The sequence below is a fragment of the Bradyrhizobium sp. CCGUVB14 genome (assembly GCF_024199935.1).
Taxonomy (GTDB): domain Bacteria; phylum Pseudomonadota; class Alphaproteobacteria; order Rhizobiales; family Xanthobacteraceae; genus Bradyrhizobium.
Genome location: NZ_JANADS010000001.1, coordinates 23,518 through 38,042, shown reverse-complemented (window position 1 = coordinate 38,042; position 14,525 = coordinate 23,518). Strand labels below are relative to the sequence as shown.

At 64.3% G+C, this 14,525-nt stretch carries 11 protein-coding genes; 5 read left to right on the top strand and 6 right to left on the bottom strand.

Annotated elements, in window-relative coordinates:
- Window positions 1-38: 38 nt before the first annotated feature.
- Both trpS and murJ read right to left on the bottom strand, forming a co-directional pair.
- Entirely contained in the window at window positions 39-1,091 is a 1,053-nt protein-coding gene (gene trpS / locus NLM32_RS00150; RefSeq protein WP_254127115.1) for a tryptophan--tRNA ligase, read from the bottom strand.
- A gap of 81 nt (window positions 1,092-1,172) precedes the next feature.
- Window positions 1,173-2,885 (bottom strand): murein biosynthesis integral membrane protein MurJ, encoded by a 1,713-nt coding sequence (gene murJ / locus NLM32_RS00145; protein WP_375143509.1) that lies wholly within the window; start codon window positions 2,883-2,885, stop codon window positions 1,173-1,175.
- Between the two features lie 5 nt (window positions 2,886-2,890).
- Here murJ and NLM32_RS00140 point away from each other — a divergent pair, with 5 nt between their 5' ends.
- Window positions 2,891-3,892, top strand: a complete 1,002-nt coding sequence (locus NLM32_RS00140) for an adenosine kinase (protein WP_254127112.1) — start codon at window positions 2,891-2,893, stop codon at window positions 3,890-3,892.
- Window positions 3,893-4,029: 137 nt separating this feature from the next.
- Here the strand turns inward: NLM32_RS00140 and NLM32_RS00135 are convergent, their stop codons facing one another.
- Together NLM32_RS00135 and NLM32_RS00130 are read right to left on the bottom strand one after the other, a co-directional pair.
- On the bottom strand, window positions 4,030-5,736 hold the full coding sequence (locus NLM32_RS00135; protein ID WP_254127111.1) for an AMP-binding protein: 1,707 nt from the start codon (window positions 5,734-5,736) through the stop codon (window positions 4,030-4,032).
- A gap of 107 nt (window positions 5,737-5,843) precedes the next feature.
- Window positions 5,844-7,037 (bottom strand): serine hydrolase, encoded by a 1,194-nt coding sequence (locus NLM32_RS00130; protein ID WP_254127110.1) that lies wholly within the window; start codon window positions 7,035-7,037, stop codon window positions 5,844-5,846.
- A 340-nt stretch (window positions 7,038-7,377) separates the two neighbouring features.
- On the opposite strand from NLM32_RS00130, the gene NLM32_RS00125 reads away from it, so the two are divergent.
- Both NLM32_RS00125 and NLM32_RS00120 read left to right on the top strand, forming a co-directional pair.
- On the top strand, window positions 7,378-7,698 hold the full coding sequence (locus NLM32_RS00125; RefSeq protein ID WP_200470770.1) for a hypothetical protein: 321 nt from the start codon (window positions 7,378-7,380) through the stop codon (window positions 7,696-7,698).
- Between the two features lie 121 nt (window positions 7,699-7,819).
- Window positions 7,820-9,313, top strand: a complete 1,494-nt coding sequence (locus tag NLM32_RS00120; RefSeq protein WP_254127109.1) for an NAD-dependent succinate-semialdehyde dehydrogenase — start codon at window positions 7,820-7,822, stop codon at window positions 9,311-9,313.
- A gap of 9 nt (window positions 9,314-9,322) precedes the next feature.
- Here the strand turns inward: NLM32_RS00120 and NLM32_RS00115 are convergent, their stop codons facing one another.
- Window positions 9,323-10,135, bottom strand: a complete 813-nt coding sequence (locus tag NLM32_RS00115; RefSeq protein ID WP_254127108.1) for an AraC family transcriptional regulator — start codon at window positions 10,133-10,135, stop codon at window positions 9,323-9,325.
- 118 nt (window positions 10,136-10,253) lie between these two features.
- On the opposite strand from NLM32_RS00115, the gene NLM32_RS00110 reads away from it, so the two are divergent.
- A complete protein-coding gene (locus tag NLM32_RS00110) occupies window positions 10,254-11,135 on the top strand; it encodes an NAD(P)H-binding protein (RefSeq protein WP_254127106.1) in 882 nt (293 codons plus the stop codon).
- Between the two features lie 10 nt (window positions 11,136-11,145).
- Window positions 11,146-12,021, top strand: a complete 876-nt coding sequence (locus NLM32_RS00105) for an MBL fold metallo-hydrolase (protein ID WP_254127104.1) — start codon at window positions 11,146-11,148, stop codon at window positions 12,019-12,021.
- 127 nt (window positions 12,022-12,148) lie between these two features.
- Here the strand turns inward: NLM32_RS00105 and NLM32_RS00100 are convergent, their stop codons facing one another.
- Complete coding sequence (locus tag NLM32_RS00100; protein WP_254127103.1) at window positions 12,149-14,365, bottom strand: SLC26A/SulP transporter family protein; 2,217 nt, start codon at window positions 14,363-14,365, stop codon at window positions 12,149-12,151.
- Window positions 14,366-14,525: the final 160 nt, after the last annotated feature.

Genomic DNA, 14,525 nt, shown 5'->3' with positions numbered 1-14,525 from the left:
CGCGCCGTGGCGCAGGCCCAAGTTCGCGATCGCAATCGTCAGCGACGGCGGATGAAGCCGACGATGTCCTTGGAGAGGTTCATGGTCTCCTCGGCGATCGCACGTGCCCGGTCGGAACCATCGTTCAGGATCGCATCGATATGGCCGGGGTCGGCGACGAGGCGCTTCATCTCGCCCGCGATCGGGGCGAGCTTCGTCACGCACAGCTCAGCCAGCGCGTTCTTGAAGCTGGAGAACTGGCCGCCGCCGAACTCGCGCAGCACGTCGGCTTTGGAGCGGTCGGAGAGCGCGGCGAAAATGCCGACGAGGTTGTCGGCTTCGGGGCGTGGCTCCAGGCCCTTCTCCTCGCTCGGCAGCGGCTCCGGATCGGTCTTCGCCTTGCGGATCTTCTGCGCGATGGTGTCGGCGTCGTCGGTCAGGTTGATGCGCGAATTGTCTGAAGCGTCCGACTTCGACATCTTCTTGGTGCCGTCGCGCAAGCTCATCACGCGCGTCGCCGGCCCCGTGATGAAGGGTTCCGGCAGCGGGAAGAACAGGCCGTCATTGGCGCCCTGCGCGCGAATGGAATCGCCGAAGTCATTGTTGAACTTCTGTGCGATGTCGCGGGAGAGCTCGAGATGCTGCTTCTGGTCCTCGCCGACCGGCACGTGGGTGGCGCGGTAGAGCAGAATGTCGGCGGCCATCAGCACGGGATAGTCGAACAGCCCGACCGAGGCGTTCTCGCGATCCTTGCCGGCCTTCTCCTTGAACTGGGTCATGCGGCCGAGCCAGCCCATGCGCGCGACGCAGTTGAAGATCCAGGCGAGCTCGGCGTGGCCGGAGACCTGGCTCTGGTTGAACACGATGTGCTTCTTGGGATCGATGCCGCTCGCGATGAACGCCGCGGTCACCTCGCGGGTGTTGCGTGCGAGCTCGGCCGGGCCACCCCAGACGTCCACGCCCTGCGTGATCGCGTGCATGTCGACGACGCAATAAATGCAGTTGTGGGTTTCCTGCATCTTCACGAAGTTGACGATCGCGCCGAGGTAATTGCCGAGGTGCAGATTGCCCGTCGGCTGGACGCCCGAAAAAACCCGTTCAACAAATGGCATGGTCAGTTTTCCTGAGAAGTCGCCGGCCGTCGTTTCCAACAGCGGCGCTGCCCCGTCAAGGGCAATTCGAGGGCCTTGCGGTCAGGCGGGCCGTTTCAGGGCGTTAACCGCCTCGCGCAGGGCGACAACGCCGAGAAACTGCAGGAGCAGGCCGTAGACGGCGATGCCGGCTGTGATCTGCAGGCCCAGCGCGACGAAGCGGATCAGGCCGTGGGCCTCGACCGGCATCAGCCCTGTCGTCAGCCAGAGCAGGGCGCCCATCGCGGCGGCGGCAAGCACGATCCGCGGCAGCCGTTTTCGCGCGGCGGCGTCGACCGAGAAGCCGAACTCGCGCGTGCCTCTCCGAAGCAGCGAGAGCGCGCTGCTCCAGGCGCCCGCCGCGATGCTCGCGGCAATCCCGCTTGCGCCGAAGAAGTGGCCGAGCAGGACGGCGAGGGCGATCGCGACCATAAAACCCTTGGCGGTCGCGAGCAGCGGCGCCATCGTGTCGCTGCGGGCAAAGAAGGCCGGCGACTGCGCCTTGATCAGCACATGCGCGGGCAGGCCCAATGCCAGCCACATCAGTGCATGCGCAGTCGCGGTGCTGTCTTCCGCGCCGAATGCGCCGTGCTCGAACAACAGCCGCACGATCGGTTCGGCCAGCACCGCAAGGCCGAGCGTCGCGGGCAGGGCGAGCCCGGTCGCAAGCTCGAGCGCGCGCGATTCCGCATGGGCCACCGCGTCGCGGTCGCCGCCGCCGACGGCGCGTGTCAGCTCCGGCACCAGCACCGTGCCCATGGCGACGCCGACGATGCCGAGCGGCAGCTCGATCAGGCGGTTGGCGAAATAGAGCCAGGATACGGCGGAGGGCGTCGCCGACGCGATGATCGCGCCGGCCACCATCAGCCATTGCGGTCCGGAACTTGCGATCATGCCGGGGATCGCCTTGGCGAAGAAGCCGCGCATCTCCTTGTCGAATCTTGCGCGCAACGGTGTCGCGAGATGCGCACTCCGCTGCGACACCAGCATCAGGAGCTGCAGCAGGCCGGCAATGCCGACGGTCGCCGCCAGCATCCACGCAGCCGAGGACGCATCGGCGTGCCACAGCAGCAGCGCGGCGATTGTTGCGATCAGCGCGATGTTGAACAGCAGCGGCGAGAACGCCGTGAGCGCAAATCGCCCTTGCGCGTTCAGCAGCCCCATCAGCACCGTGACCGGGCCGGCGAAGGCGAGATAGGGCAGCATGAGCCGCGCATTCTGGACGGCGAGATCGAGCGTGGGACTGCCGACGAAGCCCGGCGCGATGATCATGATGATCAGCGGCATCGCGACGGCAATGCCGATCGAGATCACGATCAAGGCCGCACTGACCGTGCCGAGCACGCGCCCCGCAAATGCGGAGGCGGCCGCTTCGCCATCGCGGTCGCGGACGCGCAGCCAGGCCGGGATCAGGGCCGCATTCAATGCCCCTTCGCTGAGCAGGCGTCGCACCACATTGACGAGCTGGAACGCGGCCAGAAAGGCGTCCGCCACGGCGCCGGTGCCGAGCAGCGCCGCGATCAGGGAATCGCGGGCAAAGCCCAGCAGCCGCGAGGCCAGTGTTCCCGTCGAAACTGTCAGGAAGGAGCGGATCATCGGGTCGACATACCATAGCGTTTTCGAGCGAAGTGGTCCCGGTTCGCGTGAAGAAAACGCGTCAAAAGAAGCCTCTCGTTGCTTGCCCGTGGCGGCCCGGTCGTGATAGGCCGCGAGCCAGATTTCAGGCCGACAGGAAGCTGATTTCCCCGGCAATCGCAATCCGGCAAACAGGATCAAGGTGAATGGCTGACGTGAAATATGACGTTCTCGGCATCGGCAACGCGCTGTTCGACGTGCTGGTCCGGACCGATGAAGCCTTTTTGGTCAAGCACGGCATGGCCAAGGGCAGCATGTCCCTGATCGACGAAGCGCGCGCCGCCGCCATTTACAACGACATGGGTCCGGCGACGGAAGTCTCGGGTGGCTCGGCCGCCAACACCATCGTCGGCGTCGGCAGTTTGGGGGCGCGTGCCGCTTATGTCGGCAAGGTCAAGGACGACCAGATCGGCAAACTCTATGTCCACGACATCCGCGCCGCCGGCGTTGCCTTCAACACGCCGCCTGCGAAGGACGGCCCCGCCACCGGCTGCTCCTACATCCTGGTGACCGGTGACGGCGAGCGCACCATGAACACCTATCTCGGTGCCGCGCAGGATCTGTCGCCCGCCGATATCGATCCGGCCGAGATCGCGGCCGCCAAGATCGTCTATCTCGAAGGCTATCTCTGGGATCCGCCGGGCGCCAAGGAAGCCTTCCTGAAGGCCTCCAAGATCGCTCACGAGGCCGGCCGCAAGGTGGCGCTGACCTTGTCGGACTCCTTCTGCGTCGGCCGCTATCGCGACGAGTTCCTGGGCTTGATGCGCAACGGCACGGCCGACATCGTGTTCGCCAACGAATCCGAGCTGCACTCGCTCTACGAGACCTCCGACTTCGACACCGCGCTCAAGCAGCTGCGCAACGACGTCAAGCTCGGCGTGGTCACCCGCAGCGAGAAGGGTTGCGTGGTGGTGACGCCGACCGACGCCGTCGCAGCTCCGGCCTCCCCGATCAAGCAACTGGTCGACACCACGGGCGCCGGCGACCTGTTCGCGGCCGGCTTCCTGTACGGCCTCTCGCGTGATCTGTCGCACAAGCAGTGCGGCGAGCTCGGCGCGCTCGCGGCCGCCGAAGTGATCCAGCACATCGGCGCGCGGCCGCAGGTGTCGTTGAAGGAATTGGCGCAGCAGCGCGGGCTGACGGTTTAACTCCGCTGTCGTCGCCCGGCTTGACCGGGCGACCCAGTATTCCAGAGACGATTGTGATCTAATCGAGAGGCCACGGCGTACTTGATTCCCCGCTTTCGCGGGAATGACAGTCGTCGTGGAGTGAGAGCGTCAGCGCTTCACGCCGTCTTCGCCGCCTTCAGCCCCAGTCGCTGCTCGACCGCATCGCGCATCACGAATTTCTGGATCTTGCCGGTCACGGTCATCGGGAACTCGTCGACGAACTCGACGTAGCGCGGGATCTTGTTGTGCGCGATCTGGCCGTCGCAGAAGGCGCGAACCTCCTCTGCCGTCAGCGTCTCGCCGGGCCTGACGCGGACCCAGGCGCAGAGCTCTTCGCCATAGCGGGTGTCGGCGACGCCGAAAATCTGCACGTCCTGGATCTTGGGGTGCCGGTACAGGAATTCCTCGATCTCGCGCGGATAGAGGTTCTCGCCGCCGCGGATCACCAGATCCTTGATGCGGCCGACGATGTTGCAATAGCCCGCGTCGTCGATGGTGGCGAGATCGCCGGTGTGCATCCAGCCGTTGGCGTCGAGCACGTCGCCGGTCTTTTCCCTCTCCTCCCAATAGCCCAGCATGACGCTGTAGCCGCGGGTGCAGAGCTCGCCGCGTTCGCCGCGGCTGACGATCTTGCCTTCGAGGTCGACGACCTTCACCTCGACATGCGGATGGATCCGCCCGACAGTAGAGACGCGCCGCTCGAGCGGGTCGTCCGTCGCGCTCTGGAAGCTGACCGGGCTGGTTTCGGTCATGCCGTAGGCGATGGTGACCTCGCGCATGTTCATCTCGGTGTTGACGCGCTTCATCACCTCGATCGGGCAGGGCGCGCCCGCCATGATGCCGGTGCGCAATGATTTCAGATTGAACGTCGCGAATTCGGGATGATCGAGCTCCGCGATGAACATGGTCGGCACGCCATAGAGCGCGGTGCATTTCTCCTGCTCGACCGCGCGCAGCGTCGCCAGTGGATCAAAGCCCTCGCCGGGATAGACCATGGTCGTGCCGAGCGTGACGGAAGCGAGGTTGCCCATCACCATGCCGAAGCAATGATAGAGCGGCACGGGGATGCAGATCCGATCCTGCTCGGTCAGGCGCATCGCACGCCCGGTGAAATAGCCGTTGTTGAGGATGTTGTGGTGCGTCAGCGTCACGCCCTTCGGCGAGCCCGTGGTGCCGCTGGTGAACTGGATGTTGACGGGATCGTCGAATTGAAGCGCCGCGCCGAGCACGGCAAGCTGCTCGCGATGCGCAGGCCCGCCCATGCGCGCGACGTTCTCGAAGGAGATCGTCCCGGGCGCAGAAGGTCCGCCGATCTGGATCACCATCCGCAGGGCCGGCAGCCGCGCCGCCTGCAGCTTCCCCGGCGTGGCGCTCGCCAGCTCCGGCAGCAGCGTGTTGAGCATCTCCATGTATTGGCTGGTCTTGAACGCGGTCGCGGTGACGATCGCGGCGCAGCCGACTTTCTTCAGCGCGAACTCCAGTTCGCTGAGACGATAGGCGGGATTGATCGTGACCAGGATCAGGCCGGCCTTGGCCGCCGCAAACTGCGTCAGCGTCCATTCCGGCCGGTTCAGCGACCAGATGCCGATGCGCTCACCGCGTTCCAGACCGAGCGCGAGAAAGCCCGCGGCAAGCGCGTCGACGCGTTCGGCGAATTCGCTCCAGGTCCATCGCACGCCGTGGCTGGGCGAGACCAGCGCCTCGCGATTGCCCCAGCGCCGCACGGCGTGATCGAGGCTGCGACCGATGGTGTCGCCGAGCAGCGGCGTGTCCGAAATGCCGCAAACGTAGCTGTCGGCTTTGCCTGCAAGATCGTCCGCCAAGTTCGTCTCCTCGAAATTGTTGCCTCGTGCCTGAAGCCGATGGCTTTCGGCACGAGGTTATCCGTTGCCAGAGAGGCGCGCGATGCCGGGCGCCTCATACTATGGGGTTAGGCTGCCTTCTTGCCACTGCCCGCATCGAGCCCGGCATAGACGCCACGCTCGAATCCCGCGAACGCCTGCAGGCATTTCGCGTCGGCAAACGGCAACAGCTGCATCAGGATCACGCCGGTGACGTCGCGCGCCGGGTCGATCCAGTAATAGGTGTTGGCAAGCCCGGCCCAGGCGAGGCTGCCGGCGCTACGGCCCTCTGCGGTCTTGGCGGTGTTGATCATGAAGCTGAGGCCCCATTTCTTCACCTGATCCGGATAGAGATCGACGTCGTTGGTGTAGGGCGGCGCCGCCGTCGTCATCTTGGTCATCTTGAGATCGCCCATCTGGTTCTGTCCCATCATGGCGATCGTCTCTGATTTCAGCACCTGGTTGCCGTTGCCACGGCCCTTGTTCAGGATCATCTGGGTGAACCTGATATAGTCGGCCGCGGTCGAATACAGGCCGCCGCCACCCATGTGGAATTCCGGGTTCTGCTCGAGCTCGAACGGAATCGCGGCGAGCTGGCCGTCCTCGCCGCGCGCATGCATCCCGACCAGGCGCTTGCGCATATCGTCGGTGATCTTGAAGCCGGTGTCGCTCATGCCGAGCGGCGTAAACAGATTGTCGCGCAGATAAGCGTCGAGCCGCTTGCCGCTGACGGCTTCGACGGCCTTGCCGACGAAATCGATATTGGTGCCATATTCCCAGCGCGTGCCGGGATCGGTCATGACGGGCGTCTTCAGCGCGGCATTCTGGCAGGTGGTGATCGCGGGGATGCCCTTCTTTTCAAGATAGACCGCGAGATCGCCGTTCCACATGTTGTAGGCGAAGCCGGCGGTGTGGGTCATCAGTTGGCGCAGCGTGATCGCGCTCTTCGCCGGCCGCAATTTTGGTTCGCCCTTGGCATCAAAGCCTTCCAGCACCTGCGGCTTGGCGAGATCGGGCAGCAGCGATCCGATCGGCGCATCGAGCGACAGCTTGCCCTGCTCGACCAGCTGCATCGCACCGGCTGATGTCACCGCCTTCGTCATCGAGGCGATCCAGAACACGCTATCCATCGTCATTGCATCGGGCTTGGACAGATCGCGCTTGCCGAACGCACCTTGATAGATCACGTCTTTGCCGCTGGCGGCGATCGCAACAACGCCGGGAATCTCCTTGGCGTCGCTTGTCTTGCGCAGAGTCTCATCGATCTGGGCTTTGCTTTGCATACGCATTTCCTCCGGTTTGATTATTGTTGGAAGCGATCGATTGTCCTCCTGCATCCGCTGAACGGCAAGCGTGGCCATATGCACCCTGCGGTCGCGATGTCGTGACTTGACGGTCCCGGCGTGGCGCGGGACGACTGATTTGCAACACGTCTTCACAATCTGCGGTGGATGGCCGCACTTCGCCGTGACCATGGATGGGCTGAGGCGATATGTTTCGAGTGTTTGAAGCACTCGAAACATTTTGTGCGTTGCGGCGTTCGGAATTGGGCCCAGTGGGCGGCTGACGTTAAGACTTGAAACAAATTTGGCGGCCGCTTAGCCGGCTGCGAGGGGACCTCAGATGATTTCGACCTGGAGCGAATGGAAGCGCTATCCCCGTCCCGGACGGGGCGACAATCTCGAAGCGCCGATCTCGCCCGGCATTTACGAGGTCCGGATCGCCGGCACCGGTGCGCTCTATTCCTTCGGTGCGGTCGACAATCTGGCGCAGTCGCTGGCGCTGCTGCCGGTCGGCTCGAAGTCCTGGTTCGGTCGCCGCGACACCTCCGATGCGCCCGATCTCGAATATCGGACCTGTGCGACCTCCTCGAAGGCCGATGCCAAGGCCGCCGCCGAGCGCATGATCGGCCGGCGCGAGACCTATATGAGCGGCGCGGCGTAACGCGCCGATCTCAGCTTAATTCCGATCAGCTGTGCGTTGCGGGACGGTGCATTGTGCGCCGTCTGTCCCTATATTCCGGCCGATCCGATCGCCCCCAAATGATCGTCCGAGGAGCAACGCCATGACGCCGACCGCCGCCGCACGCGCCCAGCACGCCACCGCCACCCTGCGTGACCGGTTGAAGGACCCTTCGCTCCTGAAGGAGGCCTGCTACATCGACGGCGCCTGGGTCGGCACGCCGGTCTTTGCCGTGAACAATCCCGCGACCGGTGTCGAGATTGCAAAGGTCCCGCAGCTTGGCGCGGACGACACCACCAGGGCGGTCGAAGCCGCCCAGCGCGCTTTCCCGGCCTGGGCCAAGCACACCGCCAAGCAGCGCTCCAACATTTTGCGCAAATGGTTCGAGCTGATCACCGCCAACCGCGAGGACCTCGCGCTGATCCTGACCTCCGAGCAGGGCAAGCCGCTGACGGAGGCGCTCGGCGAGGTCGACATCGGCGCCGCCTATATCGAGTTCTTTGCGGAGGAAGCCCGCCGCGTCTATGGCGAGACCATTCCGTCGCAGCGGCCCGATGCGCGGCTGCTCGCGATCAAGCAGCCGATCGGCGTCTGCGGCGCCATCACCCCGTGGAACTTCCCGAACTCCATGATCACGCGCAAGGTGTCGCCGGCGCTGGCCGCGGGCTGCACCGTGGTGCTGAAGCCCGCCAACGAGACGCCGCTCTCGGCTTTGGCGCTGGCCGTGCTCGCCGAGAAGGCCGGCATCCCCAAGGGTGTGCTCAACATCATCACCGGTGACGCGCCGCCGATCGGCAAGGTGCTGTGCGAGCATCCGGCCGTGCGCTTCGTCGGCTTCACCGGTTCGACCGCGGTCGGCAAGATCCTCTACCAGCAGGCCTCCGTCGGCGTGAAGCGGCTCGGCCTCGAGCTCGGCGGCAACGCGCCGTTCGTGGTGTTCGACGACGCCGATATCGACGCGGCGGTGGAAGGCGCGATCGTCTCGAAATACCGCAACATGGGCCAGACCTGCGTCTGCGCCAATCGCATCTACGCCCAGGACAAGATCTACGACGAGTTCGTCAAGAAGCTGTCGGCGAAGGTCGCGGCCATGAAGATCGGCGATGGCACCGAGAGCGGCGTCACGCAGGGCCCGCTGATCAACATGAAGGCGATCGACAAGGTCGAGCGCCACATCGCCGATGCCGTCAAGCGCGGCGCCAAGGTCGTCACCGGGGGCAAGCGCAGCGAACTCGGACGCTCCTTCTTCGAGCCGACCGTGCTCTCTGACGTGAAGCCTGACTCGCTGGTGTCGCAGGAGGAAACCTTCGGCCCGCTCGCGCCGGTGATCCGCTTCAAGGACGAAGCCGACGTCATCGCGATGTGCAACGCTTCGCCGTTCGGCCTCGCGTCCTACTTCTACTCCCGCGATCTCGGCCGCGTCTGGCGTGTCGCAGAAGCGCTGGAGTCGGGCATGGTCGGCGTCAACACCGGCCTGATCACCACCGAAGTCGCGCCCTTCGGCGGCGTCAAGGAAAGCGGCCTCGGCCGTGAAGGCTCGCGTCACGGCATGGAAGAATATGTCGAGATCAAATACGTGATGATGGCGGGGGTGTAAGGCCCCCCATCAGTTCCTGCTTCGGCGCAGCTCGCCGGGACTGCGCCCGAATTCGCGGCGCATCCATTTGGCCAGGTGCGACTGATGCGAGAAACCTGCCTCCAGGGCGATGTCGCTGAGCTTGCGATCGCCCTGGAGGAGCAGCTCGCGTGCGTGCTCCAGCCTTCGCTGCAGGACGTAGCGGTGCACGGTCACGCCCGTCGCCGCCTTGAACCATGTCCTCAAATGCGAGCTGCTGACGCCGGCCTCGCGGCAGAGAATGTCGACGGTGAGCGGCTGATCCAGATTCTCGTCGACATAGGCTGCGATCCTCAGCAGTTGCGCGTCGGAGAGGCGCGTCGTTTGACGCGGCGCATCATCTGCCAGACCCAGCAGTTCGACCGCCAGGGCCATTCCGACATTCTCTGCGAACAGCGGGCCGCGCGGCGAGCCCGCCCTGATGTCGCTTTCGAGCGCTTGTCCGAGCAGGACGATGCGGTCATTTCGCAGCATGTGATGCGTACCAAGCCGGACTGACGTCAATCGTCCGGCTTTCGACGCCGCATGATCGAGCATGCCGGGTGCGAGCCGGATTTGAAACGATTGATAGGGCGTCTCTGCGACGAAGCCTGCGGCCGTGCCCGAGGGGATCAGATCGATATCGCCGGCGCGACGCAAAAACTCCTCACCGGTCGCGAGGCAACGTGAGCGCGTGGTGGGTGTGAGATGGATGATGATCCGGTGATCGCCGATCGGTTCGAGTGCGACCGGATCAGATTCCGTTCGCGTTCCTGCAGCGATGCTGCCGACCGATGATGAGGCCGAACTCGATCTCGCAGGCATGGCCGGGCTCCAAGGTCTTGGCGGAATGTGATCGGTATTTGGCGCATCCTGCGCGATTTTCAACGGCGCGGGCGTCAAAGAGCTCACCTGTCGTTTTCCTGAACTTTGAGGGTGCAGAGTGAGCCACTACGTGGTCGTTGGAGCCGGTCCCGTTGGACGCGAGACGGCTCGTCTTCTGGCAGAGGAGGGACACAGCGTCATCCTCACCAGCAGAAATGCCGGGTCGATCGATGCCGGATCCGTGCGCGCGGTTTCGTCGGATGCCACTGACGCCGCGCAACTCGCGGGACTGGCCAAGGCCGCGGACGCCATCTTCATGTGCGCCATGGCGGCCTATCATCGATGGCCGACCGATTTCTTTCCCATCATGGATGGAACGGTCAAGGCGGCCGAGCAGGTTGGCGCAAGGTTGCTCGTCGCCGGGAATGTCTATGGCTACGGCGCGGGGGCTGCGAGCCCGCTCACTCCGGAGATGGAGCCGGACCCGACCAGTCGAAAGGGTACGACCCGGCACATCATGTGGCAGCGCGCGTTGCGGTCGAACGTTCCTGCCATCGAGGTTCGCGCAAGCGATTATCTGGGGAAGGGTGCGGTCGCGTATTTCTCGCTGCTGGCGCTGCCATCGCTGCTCAAGAACGAGCCGGTCTCTTTCCTCGGCGATCCCGACGTCGCGCATGCCTGGTCCTTCACCAAGGACACCGCGAAGACGCTGGTTGCCGCATCGCGCTACACCGGAGAATGGGGCCGCGCCTTTCATGTGCCGTCGCAGTCCGCGTCTGTGCGCGAGCTGGTGCGGAGATTCGCAGTCGCGCTGAGGATCGACGTTCCAAACCTGCAGCGCCTCACCTCGGCCGATCTCGACGGCATCGGCTTCGGGGAGGCCGTCGAGATGGCCTACTTGTTCGAAAAGCCGCTTCTGCTCGACGCCGGCGACACGGAGAAGCTGCTGGGCGTCACCGCAAGCAGCCTGGACGCGATGGTGCGTGACACACTGTCTTAATGGGGATGGAATGACGAACTCGAACAACTGGCAGGCTCCCGGCCTGAACCGACGGAAAATCGGCGACTACATCGTCACCGCGATTGTCGATGGCATCGTGGCCGCGCCGTTCGACCTTCTGTCTGGAATAGGACCCGACGAGGCAATGAGCATGACGGTGGCGGCGGGACGTCGTCCATCATCCGCGATAACTGTCAGCACCTATCTGATCGAGGGGAAAGGCCGCACCATCCTGGTCGATGGTGGGAGTGGCGGCATCGGTGGCTGGGGAGGGCGTTTGCACGCCTCGCTTGCGGCGGCCAACGTCGACCCGCGCGCAATCGACCAGATCCTGCTGACCCATGCGCATCCGGATCACATCGGAGGTCTCGTCGGAGCCTTGTCGGCGCCCCAGTTTCCGAACGCCGAACTCGTGATGCACGACGCCGAATTTGTCTTCTGGTCGGATGATGCGAACCTCAGTCAGGCTCCAGACGCGGTGAAGCCGTTCTTTCAGGGCGCCCGCAGCGCGTTCGTGGCCTACGCCGCACGGCGACGTACGATCAGCGCGGGAGAAGTTGCGCCCGGCATCGGGATCGAACACCTGCCCGGCCACACTCCGGGACATAGCGGCTATCGGATCGATGGCGGTGATGCGTCCCTGCTGATCTGGGGTGATATCGTTCACTATCCGGATATCCAGGTACCCAGACCCGGCGTGACGATTGCCTTCGACGTGGATCAGAAGGCGGCCGCGGAAACTCGTAAGAAAGTGCTGGAGAGGGTCTCTGCGACCGGAGAGCTCGTCGCCGGAATGCACCTGAACTTCCCGGGATTCGCGCGGTTGTCGAAGACAGGACAATCGTTCGAGATCCGTCATGAGCCCTGGTCAGCGGAGCTCGTCTAAGGCAGTGTCTCTGCCGCGAGCGTCGCGCGGGTTTCGTAGCCCGGATGGAGCGAAGCGAAATCCGGGGCCTTCGTCGCCTGTGGCACGATCCCGGATTGCGCTGCGCTCCATCCGGGCTACGGACTTGCTACCGCCGCAGCACCGCGATCGTCCTGTTCGCAAACGTCAGCCGCTCCGCCATGACAGACACGAAATACGTCAGCAGCTTGTGGCTGAGCGCGGGGTCTTCTTCCCTGATCTCGTCGAACTGGTGCGTGTTGAGCACGTAGAGCACGCTGTCGACCTCGGCCTGGATCGTGGCGCTGCGCGGTGTGTGCGATACGAGGCCCATCTCGCCGATCGTGGTGTAGCGGCCGAGGCTGCGGACGCGCGTGGTGCGGTCGTCGTCGGCGGGGACCATGATGCCGACGCGGCCGTCGAGGATGAAGTGCATGGAATCGGCGGGGTCTCCGGCCTGCACGATGACCTCGCCGGCTTCGACCTCGATGCGCTGGCAGCGGCGGATCAGCTCGTCGGCGTCGTCCTCGCTGGCGAGGATGCTTGCGAACCAGTCGCGCAGGCTGGCTTCTTCCTGCGCCAGACCCTGATGCTGCGAGATCAGTTCGTTCTCGCACCATTCCAGCGCGTGATCGAGCTCGGGAATGATGGTGACGCCGTCGCCGACGAAGTCGCTGGAGCGCAGCACCTTCTCGGCCGCCGCCGACAGATGCACCAGGATCAGCTCGACGCCGAGGTCGGCGGCGCTGCGCTTGATCTGCGCAAAGCTATAGGCCGCGGAGGAATCGACGCCGGTGACGAGCTTGAAATCGAACAGCAGATAGCGGCATTCCGGACGCTCCTGGAGCAGCCGCTTGACGTGCTGATAGAGTCGGTTGGCGGAGCCGAAGAACAGATAGCTCTGCAGATTGAGCCCCTGGATCTTGCCGCCATGAGCCAGCAGCACCTCCTGGTCGTCGCGCGAGCGGTCGAGCGAGGAGCGATATTCGGAGCCGTCAAAACTGTACTTGATCGATTCGACCCGTGCCGCGCTGAAGGCGAAGGTCGCGCAGCCGATGATCACGCCGATCAAGATGCCCGGCACGAACCCCCAGGCCACGATGATGACGATGATGGCGACCAGCGACAGATATTCGAGCTTCGAAAGCCGCTTGCGCGACTCGATGATCCATTTGTGCAGCTGGTCGGCGCCGAGATAGAGCAGCAGGCCGCCGAGCACGAACTTTGGAATGAAGCCGAGCAGCTCGGGCGCGATCGCGAGCATCAGCAGCGATAGTGCGGAAGCGGTGAGGCCTGACAGCCGTCCACGACCGCCGCTGGAGAAATTGAGGATCGATCGGCTGATCGAGCTGCAGCCGGTGTAGCCGCCGAGCACGCCGGTCAGGATGTTGGCGGCGCCCGTGACGTTCAGCTCGCGCTCCAGATTGGCCTCGCGATGCACGGCGACTTCGATGCCGGTGGTGTTGAACAGCGTGCTCGATGCCGTGACGAAGATGACGGCGACGAGATTGCCGAGCAGGTCCGGCACGGCAAACCAGGGATATTGGGCGAGTTCGTCGGTGTGCCAGGGCAGCATGAACGCGGCTTGCGGCGGAGGCTGAAATGTCCAGCCCATGCTACGAGCCTCGTCGAGCGAAACACCCGAGATCCAGAACGCCAGGTGCGCTGTGATCACGCCGCCGACCAGGATGATCGGCAGACCGAACGGATTCCGCGAGCGGTGCCAGGTCAGGTAGAGCACCAGTGCCATGGCGCAGGCGGCGCCGAGCTCCAGCAGCGTGGTGCCGTTGGCAAAGCGCGGCAATGTCGCGAGCTGTACCGGGTAATTGGTGATGACCCTGATCGCACCCAGCGCGATGAGAAGTCCGGTGGCGCCGAGGAAGCCGCCGACCACGGGATAAGGCACGTAACGGATGGCGCGGCCCATTCGTGTCAGGCCCAGCCCGCACAGCACGATGCCGGTGAGCACGGTCGACAGGCCGAGCGTGATCAGAACGGGCGAGAGCAGCGGCGCCGAAAGATTGGCCGATTCGATGTGCTCGACCAGCGAGGCCGCCAGAATTCCTGTGACCGCAGCCGTCGAACTGTCGGGGGCGGCAATCGCAAAGGGAAGCGAGCTGCCGAGCCCGATCACGAGCGCAAGCACCGCCGAGCTGATGAAGGTCGCAGCGATGCCGTAGGACAAATAGGGTGAGAGCGGGCCGGCGAAGATGAGCAGCGAATAGGACAGCCCGAACGTGACGGTGAGGATGCTCGCAGCACCTCCACCCAGCATATCATTCAGCGCACGCTTGGCGGACGGGCTGACCCCGGTGACCGGATCGAAGTCAATTGCAGGATCTGTCACGCCGTGACACTCGCTCATGAAAATACCCGCCCGGAGAGGTAGACGAGTGCGAGCCTAGCGCAACAGGATTCTTGTAAATATGAAGTATCCGACAGTTCTGCGGCGCTCCGCGTGTGAACGGTCAGCCATATGGTTGATGTGAAAAACCGAAATCGCTCAT

Bases quoted from the DNA above. Each gene is read 5' to 3' on its own strand.
- trpS (WP_254127115.1), bottom strand. From the start codon at position 1,091: ATGCCATTTGTTGAACGGGTTTTTTCGGGCGTCCAGCCGACGGGCAAT.
- NLM32_RS00140 (WP_254127112.1), top strand. From the start codon at position 2,891: ATGGCTGACGTGAAATATGACGTTCTCGGCATCGGCAACGCGCTGTTC.
- NLM32_RS00130 (WP_254127110.1), bottom strand. From the start codon at position 7,037: ATGCAAAGCAAAGCCCAGATCGATGAGACTCTGCGCAAGACAAGCGAC.
- NLM32_RS00125 (WP_200470770.1), top strand. From the start codon at position 7,378: ATGATTTCGACCTGGAGCGAATGGAAGCGCTATCCCCGTCCCGGACGG.
- NLM32_RS00120 (WP_254127109.1), top strand. From the start codon at position 7,820: ATGACGCCGACCGCCGCCGCACGCGCCCAGCACGCCACCGCCACCCTG.
- NLM32_RS00115 (WP_254127108.1), bottom strand. From the start codon at position 10,135: ATGCCTGCGAGATCGAGTTCGGCCTCATCATCGGTCGGCAGCATCGCT.
- NLM32_RS00105 (WP_254127104.1), top strand. From the start codon at position 11,146: ATGACGAACTCGAACAACTGGCAGGCTCCCGGCCTGAACCGACGGAAA.